At 47.6% G+C, this 26819-nt stretch carries 25 protein-coding genes; all 25 read left to right on the top strand.

All coding sequences use genetic code 11. From position 1 onward, the window contains the following. Nucleotides 1-256: 256 nt before the first annotated feature. The 25 genes from flgB to fliG all read left to right on the top strand — a co-directional run bounded on the left by flgB (nt 257) and on the right by fliG (nt 26806). Entirely contained in the window at nt 257-652 is a 396-nt protein-coding gene (gene flgB / locus L4C42_RS17040; RefSeq protein WP_042496988.1) for a flagellar basal body rod protein FlgB, read from the top strand. Nucleotides 653-657: 5 nt separating this feature from the next. Continuing rightward, nucleotides 658-1074 (top strand): flagellar basal body rod protein FlgC, encoded by a 417-nt coding sequence (gene flgC / locus L4C42_RS17045; RefSeq protein WP_429761368.1) that lies wholly within the window; start codon nt 658-660, stop codon nt 1072-1074. A gap of 16 nt (nt 1075-1090) precedes the next feature. After that, nucleotides 1091-1798: a flagellar hook assembly protein FlgD gene (gene flgD, locus L4C42_RS17050; RefSeq protein ID WP_338164997.1), complete on the top strand. Its 708-nt coding sequence runs from the start codon at nt 1091-1093 to the stop codon at nt 1796-1798. A gap of 26 nt (nt 1799-1824) precedes the next feature. After that, on the top strand, nt 1825-3135 hold the full coding sequence (gene flgE, locus L4C42_RS17055; protein ID WP_429761371.1) for a flagellar hook protein FlgE: 1311 nt from the start codon (nt 1825-1827) through the stop codon (nt 3133-3135). A 28-nt stretch (nt 3136-3163) separates the two neighbouring features. Then, complete coding sequence (locus L4C42_RS17060; RefSeq protein ID WP_429761373.1) at nt 3164-3343, top strand: hypothetical protein; 180 nt, start codon at nt 3164-3166, stop codon at nt 3341-3343. Nucleotides 3344-3401: 58 nt separating this feature from the next. After that, nucleotides 3402-4151 (top strand): flagellar basal-body rod protein FlgF, encoded by a 750-nt coding sequence (gene flgF / locus L4C42_RS17065; RefSeq protein ID WP_353496755.1) that lies wholly within the window; start codon nt 3402-3404, stop codon nt 4149-4151. Between the two features lie 24 nt (nt 4152-4175). After that, nucleotides 4176-4964 (top strand): flagellar basal-body rod protein FlgG, encoded by a 789-nt coding sequence (flgG, locus tag L4C42_RS17070; protein WP_112462175.1) that lies wholly within the window; start codon nt 4176-4178, stop codon nt 4962-4964. A gap of 15 nt (nt 4965-4979) precedes the next feature. Further along, entirely contained in the window at nt 4980-5753 is a 774-nt protein-coding gene (gene flgH, locus L4C42_RS17075) for a flagellar basal body L-ring protein FlgH (protein WP_353496754.1), read from the top strand. Nucleotides 5754-5823: 70 nt separating this feature from the next. Beyond that, nucleotides 5824-6915, top strand: a complete 1092-nt coding sequence (locus L4C42_RS17080; RefSeq protein WP_338164992.1) for a flagellar basal body P-ring protein FlgI — start codon at nt 5824-5826, stop codon at nt 6913-6915. A 10-nt stretch (nt 6916-6925) separates the two neighbouring features. After that, nucleotides 6926-7870 carry a flagellar assembly peptidoglycan hydrolase FlgJ gene (flgJ, locus tag L4C42_RS17085; RefSeq protein WP_429761377.1) on the top strand — a complete coding sequence of 315 codons (945 nt, stop codon included), beginning with the start codon at nt 6926-6928 and terminating at the stop codon, nt 7868-7870. Nucleotides 7871-8083: 213 nt separating this feature from the next. Beyond that, nucleotides 8084-9964 carry a flagellar hook-associated protein FlgK gene (gene flgK / locus L4C42_RS17090; RefSeq protein ID WP_429761379.1) on the top strand — a complete coding sequence of 627 codons (1881 nt, stop codon included), beginning with the start codon at nt 8084-8086 and terminating at the stop codon, nt 9962-9964. 13 nt (nt 9965-9977) lie between these two features. Beyond that, nucleotides 9978-11171 carry a flagellar hook-associated protein FlgL gene (gene flgL / locus L4C42_RS17095; protein WP_429761381.1) on the top strand — a complete coding sequence of 398 codons (1194 nt, stop codon included), beginning with the start codon at nt 9978-9980 and terminating at the stop codon, nt 11169-11171. 396 nt (nt 11172-11567) lie between these two features. Further along, the gene (locus L4C42_RS17100) at nt 11568-12713 is read left to right on the top strand and encodes a flagellin (RefSeq protein ID WP_429761383.1); all 1146 of its coding nucleotides are present in this window, start codon (nt 11568-11570) and stop codon (nt 12711-12713) included. A 539-nt stretch (nt 12714-13252) separates the two neighbouring features. Beyond that, a complete protein-coding gene (locus L4C42_RS17105; protein ID WP_429761385.1) occupies nt 13253-14386 on the top strand; it encodes a flagellin in 1134 nt (377 codons plus the stop codon). A 297-nt stretch (nt 14387-14683) separates the two neighbouring features. Next, a complete protein-coding gene (locus L4C42_RS17110; protein WP_429761387.1) occupies nt 14684-15814 on the top strand; it encodes a flagellin in 1131 nt (376 codons plus the stop codon). Between the two features lie 136 nt (nt 15815-15950). Beyond that, nucleotides 15951-16400 (top strand): flagellar protein FlaG, encoded by a 450-nt coding sequence (locus L4C42_RS17115; protein WP_429761389.1) that lies wholly within the window; start codon nt 15951-15953, stop codon nt 16398-16400. 54 nt (nt 16401-16454) lie between these two features. Beyond that, nucleotides 16455-18416, top strand: a complete 1962-nt coding sequence (fliD, locus tag L4C42_RS17120; protein WP_429761391.1) for a flagellar filament capping protein FliD — start codon at nt 16455-16457, stop codon at nt 18414-18416. Nucleotides 18417-18441: 25 nt separating this feature from the next. After that, a complete protein-coding gene (locus L4C42_RS17125; protein ID WP_429761393.1) occupies nt 18442-18744 on the top strand; it encodes a flagellar protein FliT in 303 nt (100 codons plus the stop codon). A 10-nt stretch (nt 18745-18754) separates the two neighbouring features. Continuing rightward, entirely contained in the window at nt 18755-19165 is a 411-nt protein-coding gene (gene fliS, locus L4C42_RS17130; protein ID WP_112461804.1) for a flagellar export chaperone FliS, read from the top strand. Nucleotides 19166-19379: 214 nt separating this feature from the next. Beyond that, on the top strand, nt 19380-20843 hold the full coding sequence (locus tag L4C42_RS17135; protein ID WP_429761395.1) for a sigma-54 dependent transcriptional regulator: 1464 nt from the start codon (nt 19380-19382) through the stop codon (nt 20841-20843). A gap of 210 nt (nt 20844-21053) precedes the next feature. Next, complete coding sequence (locus L4C42_RS17140) at nt 21054-22124, top strand: sensor histidine kinase (protein ID WP_429761431.1); 1071 nt, start codon at nt 21054-21056, stop codon at nt 22122-22124. Beyond that, nucleotides 22124-23539 carry a sigma-54-dependent transcriptional regulator gene (locus L4C42_RS17145; protein ID WP_429761397.1) on the top strand — a complete coding sequence of 472 codons (1416 nt, stop codon included), beginning with the start codon at nt 22124-22126 and terminating at the stop codon, nt 23537-23539. The genes L4C42_RS17140 and L4C42_RS17145 overlap by 1 nt, the downstream gene beginning before the upstream one ends. A gap of 139 nt (nt 23540-23678) precedes the next feature. Next, nucleotides 23679-23990: a flagellar hook-basal body complex protein FliE gene (fliE, locus tag L4C42_RS17150; protein ID WP_042497023.1), complete on the top strand. Its 312-nt coding sequence runs from the start codon at nt 23679-23681 to the stop codon at nt 23988-23990. A 15-nt stretch (nt 23991-24005) separates the two neighbouring features. Continuing rightward, on the top strand, nt 24006-25754 hold the full coding sequence (fliF, locus tag L4C42_RS17155) for a flagellar basal-body MS-ring/collar protein FliF (protein ID WP_418642040.1): 1749 nt from the start codon (nt 24006-24008) through the stop codon (nt 25752-25754). Beyond that, nucleotides 25754-26806 carry a flagellar motor switch protein FliG gene (gene fliG / locus L4C42_RS17160; protein WP_429761400.1) on the top strand — a complete coding sequence of 351 codons (1053 nt, stop codon included), beginning with the start codon at nt 25754-25756 and terminating at the stop codon, nt 26804-26806. Before fliF ends, fliG begins: the two co-directional genes overlap by 1 nt. Nucleotides 26807-26819: the final 13 nt, after the last annotated feature.

Genomic DNA, 26819 nt, shown 5'->3' on the forward strand with positions numbered 1-26819 from the left:
TTCTCAAAGCCTTGGTGTATCACCAAGGCTTTTTTATTTGCTATGCTCACCCATAGTGTGGATGAGCGGTGCAATGACATTCCTAATCATCCAACGCCTTATTGGCGCAGTGTTTGCTAGACAGTTTTCGTTATAGCACTCACTAAATCGTCCGCTTGCACGAAAATGAAGGCAATTTTTACATTGGCAAACATTTTTGGCGCGGATATTGCTTTGTAACTATGACAGGCACCTGTTTTTGAACGATGAGGTTTAAATGGCCATCTCTTTTAACAATGCACTAGGCATTCACCAACATACCGTCGGGGTACGTGAAAAGAATGCAGAAGTCATCTCTACCAATATTGCACAGGCAAATACTCCTGGCTTTAAGGCGAAAGGGATGGACTTTGACCGTGCGTTAAAAGCGGCAAGCTCAGGGGCAAGTATTGGTCTTAGTCGCACCGATGGACGGCACATTTCTGCCTCCACCAATGTTTCTGGCGAAGTGTTGTACCGCACGCCGACTCAACCAGATACGGGCGACGGCAATACCGTCGATGTGGATCTAGAGCGAAACTTGTTCATGCAGAACCAATTGCGTCACCAAGCTTCGATTGATTTTCTAGGAAGCAAGTTCAAAAACATGACCAAAGCGATCAAAGGGGAGTAATTTAGATGAGCTTATTTAACGTTTTCAATGTAACGGGCAGCGCGATGAGCGCCGAATCGGTTCGTCTAAACACCACCTCAAGTAACCTCGCCAATGCCGACAGCATTAGTAGTTCAGCGAAAGACACCTACAAGGCACGCCATGCCGTGTTTGGTGCTGAGTTGAGCAAAGCAAAATATAACCGCGACCATACCGTGCCTGTGAAAGTGATGGGCATTGCGGAAAGTGATAAACCACTTAGCGCGGAATACAACCCAGATCATCCATTGGCGAACGACGAAGGCTACATCTACAAGCCGAACGTTAACGTGATGGAAGAGATGGCAAACATGATCTCAGCATCTCGCTCTTACCAGACCAATGTTCAGGTGGCGGATGCGAGTAAGCAGATGCTCATGAGCACACTGCGAATGGGTAAATAGAGATAGGAGATAGCACATGGCTGGAATCAACAATGTTGGTCAAGGCAGTTTATCCTACCTTGACCAATTAAAAAAACTGCAAGATCAAAGCAAGACTGAAGAGAGCACGGGTAAACAGGATCTCAAGCAAGAAGACTTCCTGTCACTACTCACTAAGCAGTTGTCTCAACAGGATCCGTTTAAGCCGGTCAGTAATGACCAAATGATTGCGCAAATGGCGTCGTTCGCGACCGTTGATGGCATTGGCAAAATGAACACTCAGTTCGAAAGCCTTAACTCATCAATGACCTCTAACCAAGCGTTGCAAGCGTCTTCGTTAGTAGGGCGTGACGTGCTGGTACCAGGCGCGGCAGGTATTAAGCCGGCTGATGCTGGTATGGCCGCAATGGTGAAGTTGCCGCAATCAATGGATAACGTGCTTGTTCGTGTAGAAAATGAAATGGGTCAATTGGTTCGTACCTTCGATGTGGGTGCACAGCCTGGTGGCGATGCACGCGTAGAATGGGACGGCAAAGATGATCAAGGTAATCCAATGCCTGCTGGCAAGTACAGAGTGAAAGCTTCTGGCTTGATGGAAGGAGAAAGCCGAGAGTTTGAAGTGTCGACGTACGCCAACGTCAACAGTGTACTTCTTGGTAAAGGCGATGGAAACGTACTGCTCAACCTAGCTGGCTTTGAAAGCCCAGTTCGACTAGCAGAAGTACTGGAAGTCGGCAAAGCATAACCGCTGGTTAGATTAGGAGATTAGGAATGTCATATGTATCTTTAAGCGGTCTATCTGCGGCACAGCTAGATCTGAACACCACCAGTAACAACATTGCCAACGCCAACACATACGGCTTTAAAGAGTCGCGTGCTGAATTTGGTGATGTGTACTCAAACTCTTTGTTCACTAACGCAAAAACCACTCCGGGTGGCGGTGCGCAGGCGAACGTTGTCGCGCAACAATTCCATGAAGGTTCGAGTATCTATACTAATAACCCAATGGATCTTCGTATTAGCGGCACAGGTTTCTTTGCGGTGGCGAAAGATGTTAATACTCCACAGCAAAACGAACTGACGCGTAACGGTGCGTTCCATTTAAACAAAGATAATATGCTCGTGACGTCAAACGATGAGTTTTTGCTGGGTTACAAAGTTAATAAAGATAGTGGTCAAGTTGAATCTTATGAAGCAAAGCCAATTGAAGTTAAAGCGGATTTTGGTGTGCCTAAAGAGACAGAAACGGTAGAAATTGGAGCTAACCTACCAGCTACACCGAACAAAGAGCATAACCCTGCGAACTTCAATTTTTCAGATGAGGATACTTATGACCGTTCAACCTCATTTACAGTAAATGATTCGCAAGGCAACCCCTACAAAATGACAACGTACTATCTCAAATCAGATCAAACGCCGAACACTTGGCACGCATATTATACGATTACTGATGCTGAAGGAGAGAAACCGCTTAACATAGAGGGTGGGGATGCAGATCCGGGCGGTACAGATCCACACGTGGGGCATACACTTAAGTTTAATAATGATGGTAGTTTTAATAGTGTAAATAGCGGTAACCCTGTTGCCAGTGTTGCCTTAGGTACAGAAGCTAATATTGATTTGCAAGACTCGGATCCCGACCAAACTATATCAATGAAATTAGGTGATCATACTTCTTACGCTGCGCCATTTGAGATAACAAAACTTGACGAGGATGGAGCAAAACCAGGCTTTTTGACCAAAGTTGACTTTGATGAGGAAGGTAACGTTATGGCTACTTACTCGAATGGTAAGAACGAGAACCTTGGCCGCGTGGCATTGGTTCGAGTTGCAAACGAGCAAGGCCTTGACAAGAAAGGCGGTACTCAGTGGGATTCGACTTCAGCATCGGGTGAAAAGATCTGGGGTGAATCCAACAAAGGCTCTTTTGGTACGGTTAATAACGGTACCCTTGAGCAGTCGAACATCGACATGACTCAAGAGCTGGTGGATCTGATTTCAGCGCAGCGTAACTTCCAAGCAAACTCGCGTGCATTGGATGTACATAACCAGCTGCAACAAAACATCCTGCAAATTCGCTAATCGCAGTTAGCTCCATAACTGGATTTTAATGATAAATAGCCGCGTGATAGGTTCTTGCCTGTTACGTGGTTTTGTGTGTTTTTTCAGCAATGCTTTGCCGCCCGGTGCCGCGTTGCCGTTTTCCCTTGCCATTGCCGCGCCTGCCGCCCTTGCCGATCTGGCAATTGCTCCTACAAAATCTTTCTATATGACTGATAAATATAAATAATATTTTTTGGCACAGAGATTGCTTTAACGCTCTAGTACTTTGAATGTTGGAGCTATCAATGGATCGTGCCCTGTATCTCGCCATGAGCGGAGCGAAGCAAAATATGCAAGCTTTGCAGCTAAGAGCGAACAACCTTGCTAACGCAAGCACACCTGGCTTTCGTGCCGACCTTGCCCAAGCGCGCTCAATGCAAGCATATGGCGAAGGGTTGCCAAGCCGTGTGTTTAGCATGACAGAGCGTCCAGGCCATAGCTTTGAGCAGGGCAGTGTTGTGACCACAGGTCGTGATCTCGATGTCACCATTGAAGGCCAAGGTTGGATTTCTGTGCTGGATAAAACCGGCAAAGAAGGCCTCACCCGTAACGGCAGTTTGCGTGTTGATCAAAATGGTCTTCTAGCGAACAGCAACGGCCATTTGGTTCTTGGTGAGCGTGGTACACCGATCACGGTGCCAATCCCACTAAGAAAAATCGAAATCGGTCGTGATGGCACGGTATCGGTTATTCCTCAAGACGCGCCAGCAGATGAGATGGAAGTGGTGGATCGAATCAAACTCACCAACACAGATAACCGCTCACTATTCAAAGACACTAACGGTTTGTTCCGCAGCAAAGATCCAGCGCTTGGTTTTGAAGCGTCTGCCGCCGTGCAAGTGATGACCGGCGCGGTTGAGGGCAGTAACGTGAATGCCGTTGGTGAGATGACAAGTTTAATTGATCTGCAGCGTCAGTTTGAGATGCAGGTGAAACTCATGAGCACAGCAGAAGACATGGACAAAGCGTCTGATTCACTGCTTCGCATGGGTTAATTGGTAAGGACATAGGGGAAGAATATGCATCCGGCACTTTGGGTAAGTAAGACTGGCTTAGACGCGCAGCAAACCAATATTTCAACCATCTCAAACAACTTGGCGAACGCCTCAACCGTTGGCTACAAGAAAAGCCGCGCGGTATTTGAAGATCTGTTTTATCAAAACATTAATCAACCTGGTGGTCAGTCATCGCAAAACACAGAGCTGCCAAGTGGCCTAATGTTAGGTGCCGGTTCTAAAGTGGTTGCGACCCAGAAAATCCACACACCAGGTAATGCACAAACCACCACCAACAGCCTAGATATGATGATTGAGGGCGATGGTTTCTTCCAAGTACTGATGCCGGATGGCAACATCGGTTATAGCCGTAATGGTCAGTTCACGTTAAACGATGAAGGCATCATTGTGACCTCGGGTGCAGGTTATGCACTAGAGCCAGAAATTGCCATTCCAGAAGATGCAATCTCGATTACCGTGGGTACAGATGGTGAAGTGTCAGTACGTGTGCGTGGCCAGCAAGATAACCAAGTGGTCGGTAACATCACGACCGTTGATTTTATTAACCCAGGCGGCCTTGAGCCGATTGGTCAAAACCTTTACTTGCCAACGGGCGCCAGTGGCGATCCAAACGAAGGCATTCCAGGTCTTGATGGCTTTGGTAAAATTCGTCAATCAACACTAGAAACATCAAACGTGAACGTGACGGAAGAACTGGTCAACATGATTGAAGCGCAGCGCGTGTATGAAATGAACTCTAAAGTGATCTCGTCAGTCGACAAGATGATGAGCTTTGCTAACCAGCAGCTGTAGCTAGAGGCCTGACTTATGAAAAAACTGTTTTGTATCTCGCTATTGGCTGTGTTGTCTGGTTGTGCGCAATTTGGCCCGCAAGAAACTGTCGACGAAGTCGCTGATAGCACCACAGCGGTTGATGCCGTCGAGGGTGATCGCTCTCAATCAACTGGTATTGTGGATACGCTGCGCGGCCGAACGGATCCGGTTGCTGACGATCCTGCTTGGGCGCCGATTCACCCAAAAAATAAGCCAGAGCATTACGCGGCGGCGACAGGTTCACTGTTTAACACCAATTACGCTCGCGATTGGTATGATGATTCCAAACCACGTGGTATTGGCGACATTATTACTGTCGAGCTGAATGAAGCCACCAAAGCGGCAAAAAGTGCCGATGCCGATTTGTCGAAAGCCAATGACTCATCCATGGAGCCATTAGCGGTGGGTGGTCGTCCGGTGACGATTAACGACTATGATTTCTCTTATGAGCTTAAAAACGACAATAACTTTAAAGGCAATGCATCAGCAAACCAAAGTAACAGCATTTCTGGTTCGATTACCGTTGAAGTCATTGAGGTCCTGGCAAATGGCAATCTGGTGATTCGCGGCGAAAAATGGTTAACATTGAATACCGGTGACGAGTACATTCGACTTAGTGGCACTATTCGTCCAGATGACATTGAGTTTGATAACACCATTGCGTCAAATCGTATTTCTAACGCACGAATTCAGTATTCTGGCACTGGAACTCAACAAGATATGCAAGAACCTGGATTCTTGGCACGATTTTTTAATGTCTCTCTATAGGAGTGGATTAATCGAATCGTAAGCGGCAAACCCTCTCCTAAGAGGGTTTGTTTGTTTTTAGGGTAACATCATGAAAAAGTTTACGTTTTTACTATTGGGTTTGTGCTTTGCCGCGGCAAGTGTGCAAGCGGCACGCATCAAGGATGTGTCAGAAGTTGCCGGTGTACGTAGTAACCAACTGGTGGGCTATGGTCTGGTAACGGGTCTACCAGGTACTGGTGAAAAAACGCCGTTTACCGAGCAGAGCTTTCGCTCAATGCTGGAAAAATTCGGTATTCAAATGCCGATCGGTTTCAAGCCTAAGTTCAAAAACGTGGCAGCGGTGATTGTAACCGCAGAGTTGCCGGCCTTCTCTAAGCCGGGGCAAAAGATTGATGTCACCGTGTCCTCTATCGGTGCGGCAAAAAGCCTCCGCGGCGGCACACTGATGCAAACCTTCATGCAAGGTTTGGATGGTGAGGTTTATGCGGTTGCTCAAGGTAACCTAGTTGTGAGTGGCTTTAGTGCCGAAGGTCTCGATGGCTCAAAGATTGTTGGTAACAACCCAGTTGTAGGTATGATTTCAAGTGGTGCGACGGTCGAACGTGAAGTACCAAGCCCATTTTCTCGCGGTGACTACATCACCTTTAACCTACTAGAGTCAGACTTTACCACTGCACAAAACATGGCGAATGCCATCAATGACTTCTTGGGGCCGCAAATGGCGAACGCATTGGATGCAACTTCGGTACGCGTTCGTGCGCCACGTGACTTAAGCCAGCGTGTTGCCTTCCTATCTGCGGTTGAAAACGTGGAATTTGATACCGCCGACAGCGGCGCAAAAATCATTGTTAACTCTCGAACTGGCACCATCGTTGTGGGTAAACACGTCAAGCTAAAAGCAGCGGCAGTGACTCACGGCGGTATGACGGTCGCCATTAAAGAAAACCTACGTGTTAGTCAGCCTAACGCATTTGCTGGTGGTGAAACGGTGGTTGTGCCTAATTCAGACATTCAAGTGACCGAAGGCTCAGGCAAAATGTTTAAGTTTGAGCCGGGTTTAACACTGGATGATTTGGTACGTGCGGTGAATGAAGTTGGCGCTGCGCCTTCGGATCTCATGGCTATCTTACAAGCGCTGAAACAAGCAGGCGCTATCGAAGGCCAGCTGATCGTAATCTAGGAGCGCTAACATGATGAAAAATCCCAACGATATCGGATTTATTCATGATATCGGTAGCCTAGACAAACTTCGTCAGCAAGCTGTCAGCGGTAAAGAAGGGGACGATGACGCAGCGCTGAAAGCGGCAGCGCGTCAGTTCGAGTCAATTTTTACCACCATGATGCTTAAGTCGATGCGTGATGCGAATACCCATTTCGAGTCTGACTTATCCATGAACCAAAACAACCAGTTTTATCGCCAAATGCTCGATGAGCAGATGTCGAGTGAGTTGAGTGCTAACGGATCCCTTGGGCTTGCGGACATGATTGTTGCTCAGCTTGGTGCGGCGCGTGCGCCAGAAGCGCAAGCGGCAAGCAATCATGAACTTCGTGTGCGTAATGAGTCGTTTGATTTACCAGAGCGTGAAGCTAAGTACGACGAGGCTAAAGCGCGTCGAACGGCGGCAGCACTTGGCCTTGATGGTACAAGAGCGAAAGCCGAGCAAGTCGATTTTGCGACACCAGAGAGTTTCGTGAGTTCGCTAAAACCGTACGCCAATCGCGCGGCGAAATCTTTGGGTGTGGACTCATCGCTACTCCTGGCGCAAGCGGCACTGGAAACAGGTTGGGGGCAAAAAGTCGTCAACAACAGTCAAGGCAGTAGTAACAACCTATTCAACATCAAAGCAGATCGCAGCTGGGGTGGTGATAAGGTGGCAACGCAAACTCTGGAATACCACCAAAATGTGCCAGTGCAAGAGCGTGCTGCGTTCCGCTCTTATCGTACCTATGAAGATAGCTTCAATGATTATGTGAAGTTCTTGAATGAAAACCCACGCTACCAGTCGGCACTAAATCGCAGTGAAGGCTCTGAGTCGTTCATTCGTGATATTCATCAGGCGGGTTACGCCACCGACCCAAGCTATGCCGATAAGGTACTTAGGGTTAAAAAACAGATTGATGACATGGCGTTTTAGTCTTCATCAAGATTCTAATCACCATCGCTCGGCATCGTTGCCGAGCGATGTCGTTTCTAGCTTAAGAAAATGGTCGTTCATCGGTCGTTTTTTATCCATAAAAACATTCGCTTCCGGCATTTTTTAGCAACTGGCATACATGTTGCATTTTAACTATCAACGACGGGCAAATCATGATGACTATTGCCCGATTTTGAGGTTTTTGGGGGCGATATGGCGTCAGATCTTCTGAACTTAGGGTCACAAAGTGTACTCACAGCTCAGAGACAGTTAACCACGACTGGTCATAACATTTCTAATGCAAATACAGAGGGTTACAGCCGTCAATCTGTGGTTCAGGGTACCAGTGACCCTAGGCAGTTTGGTGGGCAAACCTACGGTATGGGTGTGCATGTGGAAAATGTTCGCCGCTCTTGGGATCAGTTTGCCGTCAAAGAGCTCAATATGGCCACCACTCAGATGAATTTTCGCAATGAGAGCTTGTCCAATCTCGATTTGTTGTCGGGCATGCTGTCATCGGTGGCGTCGAAAAAAATTCCAGAGAACCTTAATGACTGGTTTGATTCAGTCAAAACGCTTGCCGATACACCGAATGATATTGGTGCTCGTACGGTGGTGCTTGAAAAGGCGGATTTGATTCGTCAAACCATGAACAACTTTCACGAATCGATGCGTCAACAAGCCGATACCGCCAACAAAAAGTTGGATATGGGTATTGAGCGTGTCAACCAGCTTGCTCATGAGATCCGCGACGTTCATCGTCTAATGGTGAGAACACCAGGGCCGCACATTGATTTGATGGATAAGCACGAGTTGCTTATCAAAGAGCTATCGGAGTATACCAAAGTAACGGTGACACCTAAGGCTGAATCAGAAGGGTTTAATGTTCACATTGGCAATGGCCACACCCTAGTCTCTGGCACGGAAGCAAGCCAATTGAAGATGATCGACGGCTCGCCCGACGTTCACCAAAGACGCTTAGCTATGGTCGAAGGCAAGGGGATCAAACCAATCAAAGCCGATGACATTGGCGGTAAGATCGAAGGGATGTTGGATCTGCGTGATAAAGAGATCCCATTCATTATGGACGAGTTAGGTAAGCTTGCCACCGCGTTCTCTTTTGAAGTCAACAAGTTGCAAAACCAAGGTTTGGATCTTAATGGTCAAGTGGGTGCCGACATTTTCGTTGACGTAAATAGCGAAGTGATTGCCAAATCACGTGTGGTGACCGCACCAAACTCTAAAGCCGATATGGCGGTATACATTGCCGATACGAGCGAACTGCAAGGCGGTGAATACGAGCTGCGATTTGATGGCAATAACTACTTGGTCACCAAACCAAATGGTGAAAAGCAAACCGTAGACGTGAATGTTAGCTCGGGTGCGTTTTATCTAGATGGCATGGTAGTCAACATCAAAAACGCCCCTGAAGTAGGTGAGCAAGTCCTGCTAAGACCGACGCGAAATGGCGCTGCGACGATGAAAATGGCGACCGATGATCCAAAAACTATTGCTGCAAACAGCTTTGAGGCTTCTTCTACACGTGCTCAAGGTAACGCTAAATTTACCATTCTTGGTGCAGGCCAACTTCGCGAGTTCGAAGTCCATGTATCGCCAACCGGGAAAGAATTTGCGGTCACAGATAAGCAAGGCAATGTATTACTGACGCCTCAGCTATATCCGCCAACCGATCCTGTTACCGTCTTGGGCACGACCTTTGAGCTGACTGATGGCGCGCTACCTAACGACCGGTTTGCCGCAAACCTAAACCCAGCGCAAGGTGATAACGGTAACCTTCGCAAAATGATCAACATTCAAACAGACAAAACGTTGAATGGTGGTAACTCGACGGTAATCGATGTTTATCACAATCTAAATACCGAGGTTGGCCTGAAAGCGTCTACGGCAACTCGATTGCAAGAAGTGGCCAATCTTGAACACGAATCGGCGAAAAGCCGTATCGCGTCCATTTCTGGGGTAAACCTAGATGAAGAAGCGGCAAATATGATGAAGTTTCAGCAGGCGTATATGGCCTCATCACGCGTGATGCAGGCGGCCAATGAAACCTTCGATACCATTTTGGCATTGCGATAGGAGGTAATGGAACATGATGAATCGCATTTCTAGTTTTCATAACTATCAAACTGTTCAAAATGACCTGCGTCGTCAGGAAAACAAAATTCACCACAACCAGGCGCAGCTAGCGTCAGGTAAACAGCTACAAAAGCCTGCGGATGATCCGCTAGCGGTGCACTACCTGCAGAAAGTGGGTCAGCAAACCGAACAGCTAAACCAGCATACTGACTCAATCGTGCTGTCTCGTAACCGTCTAGAGCATCAAGAAGTGATGCTGCGTGAAACCGAGCAATTTGCCGACCACGCCAAGCGCTTAACCATGGAAGCGATCAACGGTGCGCTGTCGCCACAAGACCGCGAAGCTAAGGCGCGCCAAATTGAAGAGTTGGCGGTGAACTTTTTGGCACTAGCAAACACGCAAGATGAATCCGGCAACTACACGTTTGCAGGGACTAAGAGTCGTACTCAGCCGTTTTTTGTCGATAGCAATGGCAAGATGTCGTACGCCGGTGATGACTACCAACGCAAGATGCGTATTTCAAACAGCATGGAAATTGCGACCAGCGATCCTGGCAGCAAGCTGTTTATGGAAATTGAAAACCCATTTGGCGACTATTCAGCAAACTATCAGCTGCAAAATGCTTCAGAGCTGCTATTGCAACGAGCCACCAACAGCAACGCCAGTGATGAGAGTCGCTACAAAGTGACTTTTGTCGATATGGGCAATGATAGCTTTGGCTATCAGTTAGAGCGCGATGGCGCAGTGGTGAAAGCGGACGACTACGATCCGAAAACTGGTGTTGAGTTCGAAGGGTTGAACATTCGCGTTCGAGGTCAAGTCACGCCGGGTGATGCCATTGAGCTTGAACCACAAAAAACCTTTAGTGTTTTCGATACGTTTCGCGATGCCATTGTCGGAATGGATAACGATGTCGCCGATGCCAGTGCCAGTGCTGAGCTGCATCAAGCCACAGAACAATTTCATACTGCGTTTATGCATTTGACCAAGGCGCGTACTGATACCGGCGCAAGGCTCGGGACATTAGATATTCAAGAGGCGCAGCATGAAGATTTCAAAATCTCGCTAGCGCGCTCGAAAAGCAATTTTGAAGATCTGGATTACTCAAAAGCGGTGATTGAATTTGAAGAGAATTCAAGAGCGCTGCAAGCCTCGCAGCTTGCGTTTGGTAAGACCAAAGATCTGACTTTATTTAACTATTTATAATTCTTCGCTTTGTGTTCTCGGTTGCCCTATGTGCCAAGCCTTAGGAGCAGGAATGCAAAGTTAAGAGCGGCAAAACAGCGTACAGCCACATTGCCACTCTTATCAATAAGCTGCCTAAAACCCATCTGAGTGATGAATATAAAGAGTTTAACTTATTGATTGTTAATAACTTAGATAAAACATGATTCAGGTTCCAAAACTTGGCACGTGATTTGTATTAACTAAATTGAACCACTGTGCTTTGCCGTTTTGGCAGGGCTCAGGCAGAGAATTTGAACAGATACTCCATCTGATACGGGGTATCAGGTGGATGTAGACGGTCAGTCGTTGCCAACGGCTATCTGGCCGCGTCGCAATCCAACTTGAAGCGCTTGCGAACTCATTTAGGAGAGCAAAATGGCAATTACAGTAAGTACTAACGTTTCTGCGATGACCGCGCAGCGTTATCTCAATAAGTCTTCGAATGACTTAAATACGTCGATGGAACGTTTGTCATCAGGCCACAAAATTAACAGTGCCAAAGACGATGCAGCGGGTCTGCAAATTTCTAACCGCCTAACTGCGCAGTCTCGTGGTTTGGACGTGGCAATGCGAAACGCTAACGATGGTATCTCGATTGCACAAACGGCAGAAGGGGCGATGAATGAGTCGACCAATATTCTGCAGCGTATGCGTGATCTCGCGATTCAATCGTCAAACGGCACTAACTCGCCATCAGAGCGTCAAGCTATCAATGAAGAGTCGACAGCTCTGCAAGCGGAACTAAACCGTATTGCAGAAACCACCTCGTTTGGTGGTCGTCGCTTGCTTAACGGCTCGTTTGGTGATGCATCATTCCAAATCGGTGCCAATTCTGGTGAAGCCATGATCATGGGCCTGACCAGCATCCGTGCGGATGATTTTCGTATGGGGGGGGAAACTTTCACGGCTAAGAAAGCGATGGATTCTAACTGGGAGGTGAAAACAGAGGCGAATGATATTGCGTTTGAATTTACTACCAAAAAAGATGGTGAAAGTGTGACTGACACAATCACTATTAACGCAAAGGCTGGCGATAATATTGAGCAATTGGCTACTTACATCAATGGCCAGACTGATAGAGTCAATGCGTCAGTAGGAGATGACGGTGAATTACAGATTTTTGTTGCGGAGCCTGATTTAGGTGACAAGATCACTATCTCTGGGAACTTAGCAAAAGAATTGGGTCTTGGCAGCAAAGGCGTGCCAACCACAGTACAAGATATTGACATGACCACAGTCTCGGGTTCACAGAATGCGATATCGGTATTGGATTCTGCACTTAAGTATGTAGATTCACAACGTGCAGACCTTGGTGCGAAGCAAAACCGTCTGAGCCACAGTATTAATAACTTGGCGAGCATCCAAGAAAACGTTGAAGCGTCGAATAGCCGCATCAAGGATACCGATTTCGCTAAAGAGACAACCGCTATGACTAAGAACCAGATCCTGCAACAAGCAGGTACCTCGATTCTTGCTCAAGCGAAACAGTTGCCTAACTCTGCGATGTCTCTACTACAATAGTAAGACATCCAGATAAAGCAGAAGATACCTAGCCAGACGTGGCGTAATTATCTTATTGCTTGGCAAGCATACCTTGTGAAAGTGTTGGGGTTCTCTCTCAACCTGCCCTGATACGGCCATGAGATATGTCGGAACGCCGGATTGTGTTCATTTCTCTTGATCTCCACACACGTCATGGCTTCCATCCAGCCCCAGTTCTCTCAAAGGAATAGGGGCTTTTTCTTTTTTTGTGTTACCAGAAATCTGTTTATCCACTCAATCTTTTGCCACCTCAACCTCTTCCATTCCGTGCTCTCTAAGCCAATTTTAAAGCGAAAAATCTGATTGTTTCGGCCGCCAATGAGAGATCTTTAGCACTTTTTTTGCAATCTATTGCTGTTTGCTCATTTCGTAATCAAACGGATGTTTTATTTAAATTTTTTCCGTTTTTTCCTAAAGGTTTTTTTCACCGTGTCGTTAAAAGATTAACTTTGAGAGAACTACTTGGTTTTCCGAGACGTCGGAAACCGCTACACCGGAAAATCAATTGGAGAAACAACATGGCAGTGAATGTAAATACAAACGTATCAGCGATGACAGCGCAGCGTTACCTAAACAACGCAAACCAATCTCAGCAAGCGTCAATGGAGCGTTTAGCTTCAGGTCATAAAATCAACAGCGCGAAAGATGACGCTGCGGGTCTACAAATCTCTAACCGTTTGAACGTACAAAGCCGTGGTCTTGATGTTGCTGTTCGTAACGCTAACGATGGTATCTCCATCGCACAAACCGCTGAAGGTGCGATGAACGAGACCACCAACATCTTGCAACGTATGCGTGACCTATCACTTCAATCATCAAACGGCTCCAACTCAAAAGCTGAGCGTGTTGCGATTCAAGAAGAAGTGACAGCGCTAAACGACGAGCTAAACCGTATCGCAGAAACCACGTCTTTCGGTGGTAACAAGCTACTTAACGGCACACACGGTACTAAGTCATTCCAAATTGGTGCTGACAACGGTGAAGCGGTTATGCTGAGCCTACGTGATATGCGCTCTGATAACGCACAAATGGGTGGCACTAGCTACCAAGCTGCTAACGCGAAAGACAAAGACTGGAGCGTAGCGGCAGGTGCCAACGACCTTAAAATTGACCTGAAAGATAGCTTTGGCGACGTACCAACTATCACCATCAACGCGAAAGAGGGTGATGACATTGAGCAGCTAGCGACGTACATCAATGGTCAAACTGACATGGTGAAAGCGTCTGTTGACCAAGACGGTAAGCTACAAGTATTCGCTGGTAACAACAAAGTTGATGGCGCAGTGACATTCTCTGGCGGTCTAGCGGGTGAGCTAGGCATGCAAGCAGGTCAAGCAGTCACGGTCGATACGATTGATGTAACATCTGTAGGCGGCGCGCAAGAATCGGTTGCTATCCTAGACTCAGCTCTAAAATACGTGGACAGCCACCGTGCAGAGCTTGGTGCATTCCAAAACCGTTTCAACCACGCAATCAACAATTTGGATAACATCAACGAGAACGTGAACGCGTCGAAGAGCCGTATCAAAGATACTGACTTCGCGAAAGAAACGACGGCGATGACTAAGAACCAAATCCTATCGCAAGCATCAAGCTCAATCTTGGCGCAAGCGAAGCAGGCGCCAAACGCGGCACTAAGCCTGCTGGGTTAATCAAATACCCAACCAGTTATACAAACCAGAGCTTCGGCTCTGGTTTTTTTTCGCCCTTTTAACGCTCCCATGATTTCTCCCAGCCTTTGTCATTTCCTACTGTCAATATGCCTGACTTATCACGATCAAACTCACATTTATTCAATCAATTGAATTTACGATAAAAAAAACACATTTTTTTTCTAAAGCTTCTAAATGAATCGCCGTTACAGGGATTGAGAGAAATGAAATCAGATGTGCCAACGTGAGGTGAGAGACACAGAGGCCATCTATCCCTAAATGCCTAAGGAGATCAATATGGCAATTAATGTAAACACTAACGTGTCTGCAATGACCGCCCAGCGTTATCTGAATACCGCTGCGGAAGGTACACAAAAATCAATGGAGCGTTTGTCTTCTGGCTATAAAATCAACAGCGCAAAAGATGACGCTGCGGGTCTACAGATTTCTAACCGTTTGACGTCGCAAAGCCGCGGTCTAGATATGGCGGTGAAAAATGCGAATGATGGTATTTCTATCGCGCAAACTGCAGAAGGTGCGATGAACGAGACCACCAATATCCTGCAACGTATGCGTGACCTATCGCTTCAATCTTCTAATGGCTCAAACTCAAAGTCAGAGCGTGTTGCGATTCAAGAAGAAGTGACAGCGCTTAACGACGAACTTAACCGTATCGCAGAAACTACCTCTTTCGGTGGTAACCGTCTTCTTAACGGTACTTACGGCACACAATCTTTCCAAATCGGTGCCGACTCTGGCGAAGCGGTAATGCTTTCTATGGGTAACCTCCGCTCTGATACGGCAGAAATGGGTGGCACGAGCTACGCAGCAACCGTTGGAGCTAATGCCGATTGGAAAGTTGGCGCTGGCGCAACCCTAACCATGAAATACACCGATAAACACGGTAAAGAACAAACAGAAGATATCAAGGCTAAAGAAGGCGACGATATTGAGCAGTTAGCGACGTACATCAATGGTCAAAGTGAAGATGTGAAAGCGTCTGTTGGCGATGATGGCAAACTGCAGCTTTACGCTTCAACGCAAAAAGTAACGGGTGATGTGACATTTGGTGGCTCTCTAGCTTCTGATCTTAGCATCGGCGCGGGTCAAGATGTGACAGTGAAAGATATCGATGTAACATCGGTAGCTGGCGCTCAAGAAGCGGTTGCAGTGCTTGATGGCGCACTTAAGAGTGTTGACTCTCAGCGTGCTGAACTTGGTGCTTTCCAAAACCGTTTCAACCACGCAATCAACAACCTTAGCAACATCAACGAGAACGTGAATGCGTCAAACAGTCGCATTAAAGACACGGACTACGCAAAAGAGACGACGTCTATGACTAAGAATCAAATCTTGCAACAAGCAAGTACATCGATTCTTGCTCAAGCGAAGCAGTCTCCATCGGCGGCACTTAGCCTACTAGGCTAATTTCGTCGTAGACCTTAGGCAGGTTGGTTGGCGGTAACATCCCTTTACCGTCAACTTCCAATTTCAATGTTATTGCTCAACAAGAAGTACCTTTGTTGGAGTTGGACAATACGAGGTTAGAAACGGGAGAGCGAGAATGGACATTTCATCCTACGCATCGAACCTTCAGCCTTTTGCCTCATCGAGTGGCACAGAACTTGCTTCAAAAAATACTAAAGATGCCGCCTCGCAACAGCTAACGACCGAGAATAAAGAGAAATCTCAGTCGGTTGACGAGGTCAATAAAACCGAGACGCCGGAGCTGACTAACAAGAAAGCCACCGAAGTCATTCAACGCATTGCCAACGAGCGACAGCAGCTTAATGATGTTGAGCGCGAGAAAATGGTCGAGCGACTGGATAAATTTTTAAGCGACATGAATACGGGATTAGCGTTTAGTGTCGACGAAGAATCTGGACGTAATATTTTCACGGTGTATGCCAAGGAAACGGGGGATGTGATCCGCCAGTTTCCGGATGAAGAACTGCTCAACGTTTTACGCCGCATCGAACAGCATGGCTCGTTAACCATAGACATGCTGGTGTAATGCCTGACTCAATTGAGTTCAGGTGGGTATAGATTTGAAGTAGTTTGGTGAATAATGGGCCCGATAGGGATGTCATCTGGCATGGATATCAATTCCATGGTGAGCAAAATCGTCGATGCGGAGCGCATACCAAAGCAGCAACGTATTGATTTTGAACGCGTAAAAATTGATACCAGTATCAGTGCCTATGGACGGCTCCGAGAATCACTCGATACGATGAAAAACCTGATGGCAAATTTTCGTCAGGAAAAAGCATTTGCACTGCGAAGTGTAAACAGCACTGAAGAAAATATTGTCACAGCCACAGCGACCACAGATGCGATCGCTGGCAAATACGCTGTCGATGTCTTGCAGCTTGCACAAAGCCACAAAATTGCCTCAGATGTCATCCCTGATGACACGCGATTTGGGCCGGGTAAGCTGCAAATTTCCCTTGGCGACGAGCAATTCGATTTATCCCTTCGTAAAAATTCCAGACTCACTGATGTGGTGAGAGCCATCAATGGCGCCAGTGACAACCCCGGCGTTCGAGCCTCAATCATCAAAGACCGTAATGGACCAAGGCTCATTGTTGCCTCTGATCAATCTGGTGCTGAGAAGGCGCTCACGATTGGCGTTGAAGCTGAGCCAGGCAATGACCTGTTCCGTTTTGAGTTCAAAACCATAGAACAGCGCGTGCGCGATCTCGAACAAGCGCAAGCACAAGCGTTAAGTGTACTTGGCTTGCCGCCGCAAGACGGTGAACAAGAGCAAGCTGTGGGTGAGGCTCAAGAGTCAATGCCAGGTGAAGAAACCGCCGCTGGTCAAACCGTTGATGGGAAAGCGGCTGAAGACACGCAAAGTGCCGAGCAGGCAGCGCAAGAAGGCGAAGCTAACCCCGAAAACCCTCAGGAGGCAAATTCTGGCCGCCCTGAAGATACCATTCCTGGTTGGACCGAAACGGCGTCTGGCACCCTAATGGATTCCTATCAAGCTCCAGAACCTGAGCTTGATGAAAAAGCGATTGAAAAATCGAAACAAGTACCGGGTTGGTCGAACACTGCCTCTGGTACCTTAACCGACTCATACGTCACCCCTGAAGAGGCGCAAGCCAAACTCGAAGAGGAGCTTGCCGCTGAGAAAGCAGCGATCGCGAAGGCCGTGGCCGATGGCGATATAACGGAAGAAGAGGCCAAAAAACTAGAGCGCGAAAAACTGTCGCCAGAAGAGCGCGAACGGTTAGAAAAAGTCGAGGTAATCCAGTCAGAACTCGCTGAAGCTCAACGTTCAATGCAAATTTACATGGGGATGTCTGAAGTCCAATCTGCGCAAGATTCGGTCGTCCTTCTTGATGGTGTTGCTGAGCTCTCTAGCCACAACAATGTGATTGAAGATGCGATTGAAGGTGTCGACTTAACCTTAAAAGGCACCACCAAACCTGGAGAGCGAGCGGCCGAAATCGGCGTAGAGTACGATAGAGATAGTGTGCGTGCCGACATCGAGCAGTTCGTCAATGCTTACAACCAGTTCTTCCAAGTCTCTCAGGACTTATCCAAAGTTGACCCGACCACGGGAAGAGCAGGGCCACTCGCGGGTGACAGTATCGTGCGTAGCGCCGATTCCAGGCTAAAAAGCGTATTTTCAAGTAGTGTCGAAGGCGCACCAAAAGATCTGCAATCCCTCACTGAGTTCGGTATTACGACCACACGAGAAGGGCGTCTTGAAATTAACTCTCAACTGCTTGATAAGCAGCTCAACAATAACTTTGGCAATTTAGGTGATTTCTTTGGTGGCAATAACGGTTTTGCCAAGAAGGTCGAAGATGCCATTCATAGCATGACGGGAATGACCGGCTCTATCCGTACTCGAGAGAAGAGTTTATCGGAGCAAAACTATCGCCTCAATGACGACCAAGCCTCGTTAGACAGGCGCATGGAAGGCATTGAAAAGCGAACCCAAGACAAATTCGCCGCGATGCAAGATGCGACCGGAAAAATGCAGGCGCAGCTTGCTGGCATGATGAATGCTTTATCATAATGTTTATCCGTACGGAGTTAATTAAATGCTTATTTTCAATGAGTTAAGTGATTTAGATCACCGTTTATTATCTCTGATAGAAAATATTGACCCAGAGACTGAAGAAATTCATCAGTTGGTCGATAAAAGAGAACAGTTAATCAAAACCATTATTGATGTCTGCAAAAGGAATCCGAACCTGCAGCAAAGTGCTCAGTGGCAGCATGTGGTCGAATCGACTCGCCATATTGCGCAGCTGATGGAATCAAAAACGGAACAACTGGGACAGTCGTTAAGAAAATACCGACACGGTAAACGTTCCTTACAGCAGTACAAAAAATTTATTTGAGAGGATAGTGATGCGTGGTTCATTGCAAGCATACAAGAAAGTTTCTGTAGACAGTCAGTTGACGGCTGCCTCACCGCACAAAGTTATCCAAATGCTTATGGGTGGTGCTATTGAAAGGCTAATCCAAGCAAAAGCAGCGATGGAGCAAGGCAACATTCCTGTAAAAGGTGAGCGTATTGGTAAAGCTCTCGACATCATCATTGCCCTGCGTAGCTGCCTTTCTATGGACGATGGTGGCGATATCGCTAAAAACTTAGATCAATTGTACGAATTCATGATCGGTCAGATTACCGAGGCAAATCATGAAAACAACCCGCAGCCAATTGATGACGTAATTGAGATCATCCGTGAAATCAAATCCGCGTGGGATCAAATCCCAGCTAACTATCATAACCTAACTGCTCAAGAAGTAGGTATTTAAGCGGAATAAACCTCTTAAACTGGCTGTGTGTCAGTTGCCTTCTTATATTAATGCCAATAGAATAGACGCCATTCTTAGCCTAATGGCGCTTTTTTTGTACCTAAGCATCTGTTTTATAAAACTCTTATGGCGTTTATAAAGCGCATTTGTCGCACGAATCTTGCGGCTGTGTGCAGATGAATAGGTTGACTTACCAAGGCATTATTCCTGACACATGCAAGACTTAGCTAAACTTCTTGTTATTGCTGACGACTCGCAAGTGCGCAATAACCTTCAGACTATCCTTGAGTTTGTAGGTGAGCACTGCGTTGCAATTTCATCGAGCGACATCAATCAAATTGATTGGACTCAGACCTGGTCTGGGTGCATCGTCGGTGCACTGCAAAGCGCGACGCTCTCAAACGCTTTGCTGGCTCAGCTTGCTGTGTCAAATCACATCCCACTCCTTGTCACTAGTGAGTTTACGGGCGCTGTTGAATCACTGACCAGTTTTGTTGGTGAACTTGAATTCCCGCTCAATTACCCGCAGCTCAGCGATGCTTTGCGTCATTGCCGCGAGTTTTTGGGGCGTAAAGGCGTACAAGTCCCATCCGCGACGCGCAAGAATACCCTGTTTCGCAGCCTAGTTGGCCAAAGCTCTGGTATCCAAGAGGTTCGCCATCTAATTGAGCAGGTCTCTGGTTCAGAAGCGAATGTTCTTATTTTAGGTGAATCGGGTACTGGTAAAGAAGTGGTGGCGCGCAATATTCACTATCATTCCAGCCGTCGCAAAGGCCCGTTTGTACCGGTCAACTGTGGTGCAATCCCACCAGATCTGCTGGAGAGTGAACTGTTTGGCCACGAGAAAGGGGCGTTTACCGGTGCAATCACTGCACGTAAAGGGCGCTTTGAGCTCGCTGAAGGCGGCACTCTATTTCTCGATGAAATTGGCGATATGCCAATGCCAATGCAAGTGAAGCTTCTGCGTGTACTTCAAGAGCGAGTATTTGAACGTGTTGGCGGTACATCAGTGATCAAGGCTAATGTTCGCATTGTAGCGGCGACGCACCGCGATCTTGAAACCATGATTCAAGAGGCTCAGTTCCGAGAAGATCTCTACTATCGCCTAAATGTGTTCCCAATTGAGATGCCATCACTTCGTGAGCGCAAAGACGATATTCCACTGCTACTTCAAGAGCTTCTAGCACGCATGGAAGCGGAAGGTGGTCAACCAATCTGCTTTGCACCGCGCTCAATTAACTCATTGATGGAGCACGACTGGCCCGGCAATGTTCGTGAACTCGCTAACCTAGTAGAGCGTATGGTGATCCTGTATCCAAACAGCCTAGTTGATGTAAACCATCTTCCGGTGAAGTATCGCTACAGTGACATCCCGGAATTCCAACCAGAGATGAATACACTCAAGACCATCGAAGAGCAGGAGCGAGACGCACTGGATAGTATCTTCTCAGATGACTTCTCTTTTGATGATGAACCTGAGTTTGACTCACAACATGCGCCTCAGTCACTGCCTCCAGAAGGAGTGAACCTGAAAGAGATGCTGGCAGATCTTGAAGTTAATATGATTAACCAAGCGCTGGATGCGCAAGATGGCATCGTTGCTCGAGCGGCTGACATGCTGGGTATGCGCCGTACCACCCTAGTCGAGAAAATGCGTAAATACGCTATTCATCGCTAGGTGTTCATCGCTTTCTCTTCACCACAGATAGAGTAAATTTGACGCAGCTCACGCTTGAAAATTGACGACAAATAATTGACGCGGCTAAGTGTCTGAAAAACAATGAATATAGCTCGGCATGCCTTTTGCATGGTCGGGCTATAGTCTTTTATGGGCTTACGTATTTCTACGAGCAGTATTAATGGAAGGAAAGCCTCGTACATGAATCAGATGGTCAACGAAACCTCGCAGTCTGAACCTGAATCCAGCTCGCACTTAGATTCGCTTGAGTCACAAGTTGAGCGTTATCAGCAAGTCATTGAAGCGATGCCCGCTGGTGTGATTTTGCTCGATAGCCAAGGGGTAGTGCGTGAAGCGAATCCAGAAGCACACCGCATTCTCGAGATCCCGCTAGTGGGTCAGAAGTGGTTTCATCTTATTCAAGTAGTATTCGACCCAAAAGAAGATGACGGGCATGAGGTATCTTTGCGTAATGGCCGCAAAGTACGTTTGGCTATTTCAGCGTCATCGACTGGGCAATTGATCCTGATTACCGATTTGACGGAAACCCGTTTATTGCAATCACGGGTCAGTGATTTGCAGCGACTGTCGTCATTGGGGCGCATGGTGGCTTCATTGGCACACCAGGTTCGCACGCCGCTATCGAGTGCGATGCTATATGCATCAAACTTAGCCGCGCCGAACCTTCCACAAGCGACGCGCGAGCGTTTTCAAGTCAAACTGGTCGATAGACTGCATGATCTCGAAAAGCAGGTTAACGACATGCTACTGTTCGCTAAAGGCGGCGATAACAAGGTGATTAAGCCATTTACTATTGGTGATTTGGTTGCCGAATATCAGCCTATGGTCGAGACAACGCTTAAAAGCAATCAAATCGATTACTGCTTGGAGGTCGAACAAGAACAGACACCGCTGTTAGGCAACGTGAACGCGCTAGCGTCAGCACTGAGTAATCTAGTGCTTAACGCGGTGCAAATTGCAGGCAAGGGTTCTCAGGTCGATGTTTTCTTTAGACCGGTAAATAACGAGTTAAAAATCTCGGTACAAGATAGCGGTCCTGGCGTACCGAAAGAGCTACAACAAAAAATCATGGAACCATTTTTCACCACACGCTCTCAAGGTACGGGTCTTGGACTTGCTGTGGTGCAAATGGTGTGTCGTGCCCACGAGGGACGATTGGAATTAATATCAGAAGAGGATGATGGTGCTTGTTTTACCATGTGCTTGCCACTGGCAAAAACACCGTCGGATCAAGAAGTAACGGACGAAGGACATAACTGATGGCTCAGAGCAAAGTATTGATCGTTGAAGATGATGAAGGTCTTCGCGAAGCATTAGTCGATACGCTGGCGCTTGCTGGCTATGAATGGGTTGAAGCGGATTGCGCGGAAGATGCGTTAGTGAAACTAAAAGCGCAACCTGTAGACATAGTGGTTTCTGACGTTCAGATGGCTGGCATGGGTGGTTTGGCGCTGCTTCGCAATATCAAGCAGCACTGGCCGAATCTGCCTGTTCTTCTAATGACGGCATACGCCAACATTGAAGATGCGGTGGCAGCAATGAAAGAAGGTGCTATCGACTACATGGCGAAGCCATTTGCCCCTGAAGTTTTGCTCAATATGGTTAGTCGTTACGCACCCGTTAAGTCGGACGACAATGGCGACGCAGTGGTAGCAGATGCGAAAAGTATTCAGTTGTTGACACTCGCGGAAAAAGTGGCCAAAACCGATGCCAGCGTGATGGTGCTGGGTCCAAGCGGCTCAGGTAAAGAAGTGATGTCTCGTTACATTCACAACAAGTCACTGCGTGCTGACGGTCCCTTTGTTGCGATTAACTGTGCAGCCATCCCAGACAACATGCTAGAAGCAACGCTGTTTGGTTACGAAAAAGGTGCCTTTACCGGTGCTATCCAAGCTTGTCCGGGCAAGTTTGAACAGGCGCAGGGCGGCACGATTTTGCTTGATGAAATCAGTGAAATGGATCTTAATCTGCAAGCAAAACTGCTGCGTGTTCTGCAAGAGCGCGAAGTAGAGCGTCTTGGAAGCCGTAAAAGTATCGCTCTTGATGTTCGTGTTCTAGCAACCAGTAACCGTGACCTTAAACAGTACGTTCAAGAAGGCAACTTCCGTGAAGACTTGTATTACCGTCTAAACGTGTTCCCAATTGCGTGGCCTGCGCTGCGCGAGCGTACGGGTGACATCACGCCTCTCGCACGCCACTTAACGGAGCGTCACTGTAAGAAATTAGGAATGCCGGTGCCAGAGTTTACTGAACAAGCTTTGGCGAAACTGCAAAGCTACCCTTGGCCCGGCAACGTACGTGAGCTCGACAACGTGGTGCAGCGCGCTCTGATTCTTTGTGATCAAAGCCAAGTTGCGGCTGAGCATATTTTGCTTGAAGGCGTGGATTGGCAAGATGCATCGAGCCTACAAATAGCAGTATCCGACCCAGTATCCATAGCTACTCCAATGGTTGCTCCGGTAGCCGAAGTCGAGTCTGAACTGGCTCGTCCGGTGGCGAGTGGTGAAGGACTTGGCGGCGAGCTTCGTGACCAAGAGTTTGCGATTATCTTAGACACATTAAAAGAGTGTGAAGGCCGTCGCAAAGAGATGTCAGAGAAGCTGGGCATCAGCCCACGCACTTTACGCTACAAGCTCGCTAAAATGCGTGATGCGGGAATTGAGATCCCTAGCTAAACGTCACAATTTATTTGACCTCGGTGCTGGTCAGCATCGGGGCAAGCGTGGCATAATTTTTGCTGTTTTATTTCAATCAACCAGAAAAATCAGATTTTAGAAAGGAAACTGTCAACTTATTGACAGAAGATGGTACAGCATGAAAGTTGACGGACTACACCATGAAATGCAGGCGATGATGTTTGAAGCCTCAAACGCAAAGCCGACAGCGACCGCCCATCAAGTGGGTGCCAACTTTGGCGACATGTTGTCCCAAGCAGTGAATAACGTAAATGGCCTTCAAAAAACCTCTGGTGATCTACAAACTCGTTTTGACCGTGGTGACGCAGATGTCTCATTGTCAGACGTCATGATTGCTCGTAACAAGTCGAGTGTCGCTTTCGAAGCAACCATCCAAGTGAGAAATAAGCTCGTCGAAGCCTATAAAGAACTCATGAATATGCCCGTGTAATCTAGGTAATAATAAGTGGCTCAAGATAACCAGTCGACCGACGTCGCAGTCATGGACAGTGGTGCGGATACCGCAATGGTCTCCAGCACAGACATCGCAAGCGATAGTCAAAATCCTGACATTAATGAAAAAAGCAGCTCCAAGTTTGATTTGGCCGTCGGCGATCTCGATCTGCTACGACAAATTGTACTGGTGCTGTCTATCTCAATCTGTGTCGCTTTGATTGTGATGCTATTTTTCTGGGTCAAAGAGCCCGAAATGCGCCCACTTGGGGTTTACGAAACCGAAGAATTGATCCCGGTTCTCGATTACCTAGATCAGAAAAAAGTTGCCTATAAGCTTAGTGGCAACTCTTTGAGCGTACCTGCAAGCGAATACAACAGCCTCAAACTCGATATGGTGCGTGCCGGACTTAACCGCTCGTCGAACGCTGGTGACGATATCTTGATGCAAGATATGGGGTTTGGTGTGTCTCAGCGTCTTGAGCAAGAGCGCCTCAAACTCAGCCGTGAAAGGCAGCTTGCCAAAGCCATCGAACAAATGAAGCAAGTGCGCACCGCTCGCATACTGCTCGCACTGCCAAAACAAAGCGTGTTTGTTCGTCATAACCAAGAAGCGTCTGCTTCGGTATTTTTGACACTGGCGATGGGGGCGTCTCTCAAACAGCAAGAAGTCGACTCTGTGGTCGATATGGTAGCGAGCGCTGTACCTGGTATGAAGCCATCACGCATTACCGTTACTGATCAGCACGGCCGTCTTCTTAACTCAGGCTCTCAAGATGCGACGTCAATGGCAAGACGCAAAGAGCAAGAGCTTGAGCGTAACCAAGAACAAGCATTGCGTGAGAAAATTGATTCAGTCCTTATCCCAATCTTGGGATTGGGCAACTACACCGCTCAAGTAGATATCGAACTCGACTTTAGTGCTGTAGAGCAAACGCGCAAGCGTTTCGATCCTAATACTCCAGCTACACGAAGCGAATACACGCTAGAAGATTACAACAACGGCAATGTGGTTGCCGGTGTGCCCGGTGCGCTGAGTAATCAACCGCCCGCCGATGCGTCGATTCCGACGGATGTGGCGCAGATGAAAGATGGCTCTGTGATGGGGCAAGGCTCAGTACATAAAGAAGCTACGCGCAACTTTGAACTCGATACCACTATTAGCCATGAGCGTAAACAAACAGGTGTGGTTAACCGCCAAACCGTTGCGGTTGCCATCAAAAACCGCGCGAAAGTCAATCCCGATACCGGTGAAGTGACCTACGAGCCGCGCTCTGAAAGTGAGCTAGCAGCACTGCGTCAAATTCTCGTGGGTGCGGTGGGCTTTAGTGAAAATCGTGGTGACTTATTGAATGTTCTTAGTATGACCTTCGAAGAGCCAGCGGCTGAGCTTCTACCAGATGTGCCAATTTGGGAACATCCAAACTTCAATGATTGGATCCGCTGGTTCGCAAGTGCACTCGTTATCGTGGTTGTCGTGATGGTGCTCATCCGTCCTGCGATGAAGAAACTACTTAACCCTGCCGCTGCAGAAGAAGACGAGCAGTTATACGGCCCTGATGGTCTACCGCTTGGTGCGGATGGAGAAACTAGCTTGATTGGCACCGATATCGACGGTAGTGAACTGTTTGAATTTAGCTCCGGCATTGATTTGCCGAACCTACATAAAGATGAAGACGTGTTGAAAGCGGTGCGTGCACTGGTGGCCAACGAACCTGAACTGGCTGCGCAAGTAGTGAAAAACTGGATGGCTGAGAACTAATGGCAAACGATATTGTAGCGGCCAATGGTGGCCAAATAGTGGAATCTAGCGTTGATATTTCCTCGATTGGTGGCGATGAAAAAGCGGCTATTTTGCTGCTGAGTCTGAATGAATCTGACGCGGCGAGTATTATTCGCCACCTTGAGCCTAAGCAGGTTCAACGTGTTGGTAGCGCAATGGCGAAGGCAACTGACCTGAGCCAGGATAAAGTCGGCGTTGTACACCGCGCATTTCTGGAAGACATTCAGAAATACACCAACATCGGTATGGGCAGTGAAGACTTCATGCGTAATGCATTGGTTGCTGCACTCGGTGAAGACAAAGCCAACAACCTGGTCGACCAAATCTTGCTCGGTACCGGTTCAAAAGGTCTCGATTCATTGAAATGGATGGATCCACGCCAAGTGGCGAGCATCATTCACAACGAACACCCACAGATCCAAACCATTGTGCTTTCTTATTTAGAAGCGGACCAATCAGCTGAAATCTTGTCACAGTTCCCAGAGCGTGTTCGCCTTGATTTGATGATGCGTATTGCCAACCTCGAAGAAGTTCAGCCGTCTGCATTGGCAGAGCTAAACGAAATCATGGAGAAACAGTTCGCCGGTCAAGCTGGTGCTCAAGCGGCCAAGATTGGTGGCCTGAAGGCGGCGGCCGAGATCATGAACTACCTAGACAACAACGTCGAAGGTATCCTCATGGATCAAATTCGCGACCAAGACGAAGACATGGCGACCCAGATTCAAGATCTTATGTTTGTGTTCGAAAACCTTATCGAAGTCGACGATCAAGGTATTCAGAAGCTGCTTAGGGACGTTCCACAAGACGTGTTGCAACGTGCACTGAAAGGTGCCGATGAAGGCCTGAAAGAGAAGATCTTCAACAACATGTCGAAACGTGCTGCTGATATGATGCGTGAAGACATCGAAGCGATGCCGCCAGTGCGTGTCGCGGATGTGGAATCAGCGCAAAAAGAAGTGTTGACTATTGCAAGGCGTATGGCCGACAACGGAGAGCTTATGCTGTCCGGTGGCGCAGACGAGTTCTTGTAATCCCAGTTAAAGG

Source organism: Vibrio wakamikoensis (assembly GCF_050337275.1).
Lineage (GTDB): Bacteria > Pseudomonadota > Gammaproteobacteria > Enterobacterales > Vibrionaceae > Vibrio > Vibrio chaetopteri.

Bases quoted from the DNA above. Each gene is read 5' to 3' on its own strand.
- flgB (WP_042496988.1), top strand. From the start codon at position 257: ATGGCCATCTCTTTTAACAATGCACTAGGCATTCACCAACATACCGTC.
- flgC (WP_429761368.1), top strand. From the start codon at position 658: ATGAGCTTATTTAACGTTTTCAATGTAACGGGCAGCGCGATGAGCGCC.
- flgD (WP_338164997.1), top strand. From the start codon at position 1,091: ATGGCTGGAATCAACAATGTTGGTCAAGGCAGTTTATCCTACCTTGAC.
- flgE (WP_429761371.1), top strand. From the start codon at position 1,825: ATGTCATATGTATCTTTAAGCGGTCTATCTGCGGCACAGCTAGATCTG.
- L4C42_RS17060 (WP_429761373.1), top strand. From the start codon at position 3,164: ATGATAAATAGCCGCGTGATAGGTTCTTGCCTGTTACGTGGTTTTGTG.
- flgF (WP_353496755.1), top strand. From the start codon at position 3,402: ATGGATCGTGCCCTGTATCTCGCCATGAGCGGAGCGAAGCAAAATATG.
- flgG (WP_112462175.1), top strand. From the start codon at position 4,176: ATGCATCCGGCACTTTGGGTAAGTAAGACTGGCTTAGACGCGCAGCAA.
- flgH (WP_353496754.1), top strand. From the start codon at position 4,980: ATGAAAAAACTGTTTTGTATCTCGCTATTGGCTGTGTTGTCTGGTTGT.
- L4C42_RS17080 (WP_338164992.1), top strand. From the start codon at position 5,824: ATGAAAAAGTTTACGTTTTTACTATTGGGTTTGTGCTTTGCCGCGGCA.
- flgJ (WP_429761377.1), top strand. From the start codon at position 6,926: ATGATGAAAAATCCCAACGATATCGGATTTATTCATGATATCGGTAGC.
- flgK (WP_429761379.1), top strand. From the start codon at position 8,084: ATGGCGTCAGATCTTCTGAACTTAGGGTCACAAAGTGTACTCACAGCT.
- flgL (WP_429761381.1), top strand. From the start codon at position 9,978: ATGATGAATCGCATTTCTAGTTTTCATAACTATCAAACTGTTCAAAAT.
- L4C42_RS17100 (WP_429761383.1), top strand. From the start codon at position 11,568: ATGGCAATTACAGTAAGTACTAACGTTTCTGCGATGACCGCGCAGCGT.
- L4C42_RS17105 (WP_429761385.1), top strand. From the start codon at position 13,253: ATGGCAGTGAATGTAAATACAAACGTATCAGCGATGACAGCGCAGCGT.
- L4C42_RS17110 (WP_429761387.1), top strand. From the start codon at position 14,684: ATGGCAATTAATGTAAACACTAACGTGTCTGCAATGACCGCCCAGCGT.
- L4C42_RS17115 (WP_429761389.1), top strand. From the start codon at position 15,951: ATGGACATTTCATCCTACGCATCGAACCTTCAGCCTTTTGCCTCATCG.
- fliD (WP_429761391.1), top strand. From the start codon at position 16,455: ATGGGCCCGATAGGGATGTCATCTGGCATGGATATCAATTCCATGGTG.
- L4C42_RS17125 (WP_429761393.1), top strand. From the start codon at position 18,442: ATGCTTATTTTCAATGAGTTAAGTGATTTAGATCACCGTTTATTATCT.
- fliS (WP_112461804.1), top strand. From the start codon at position 18,755: ATGCGTGGTTCATTGCAAGCATACAAGAAAGTTTCTGTAGACAGTCAG.
- L4C42_RS17135 (WP_429761395.1), top strand. From the start codon at position 19,380: ATGCAAGACTTAGCTAAACTTCTTGTTATTGCTGACGACTCGCAAGTG.
- L4C42_RS17140 (WP_429761431.1), top strand. From the start codon at position 21,054: ATGGTCAACGAAACCTCGCAGTCTGAACCTGAATCCAGCTCGCACTTA.
- L4C42_RS17145 (WP_429761397.1), top strand. From the start codon at position 22,124: ATGGCTCAGAGCAAAGTATTGATCGTTGAAGATGATGAAGGTCTTCGC.
- fliE (WP_042497023.1), top strand. From the start codon at position 23,679: ATGAAAGTTGACGGACTACACCATGAAATGCAGGCGATGATGTTTGAA.
- fliG (WP_429761400.1), top strand. From the start codon at position 25,754: ATGGCAAACGATATTGTAGCGGCCAATGGTGGCCAAATAGTGGAATCT.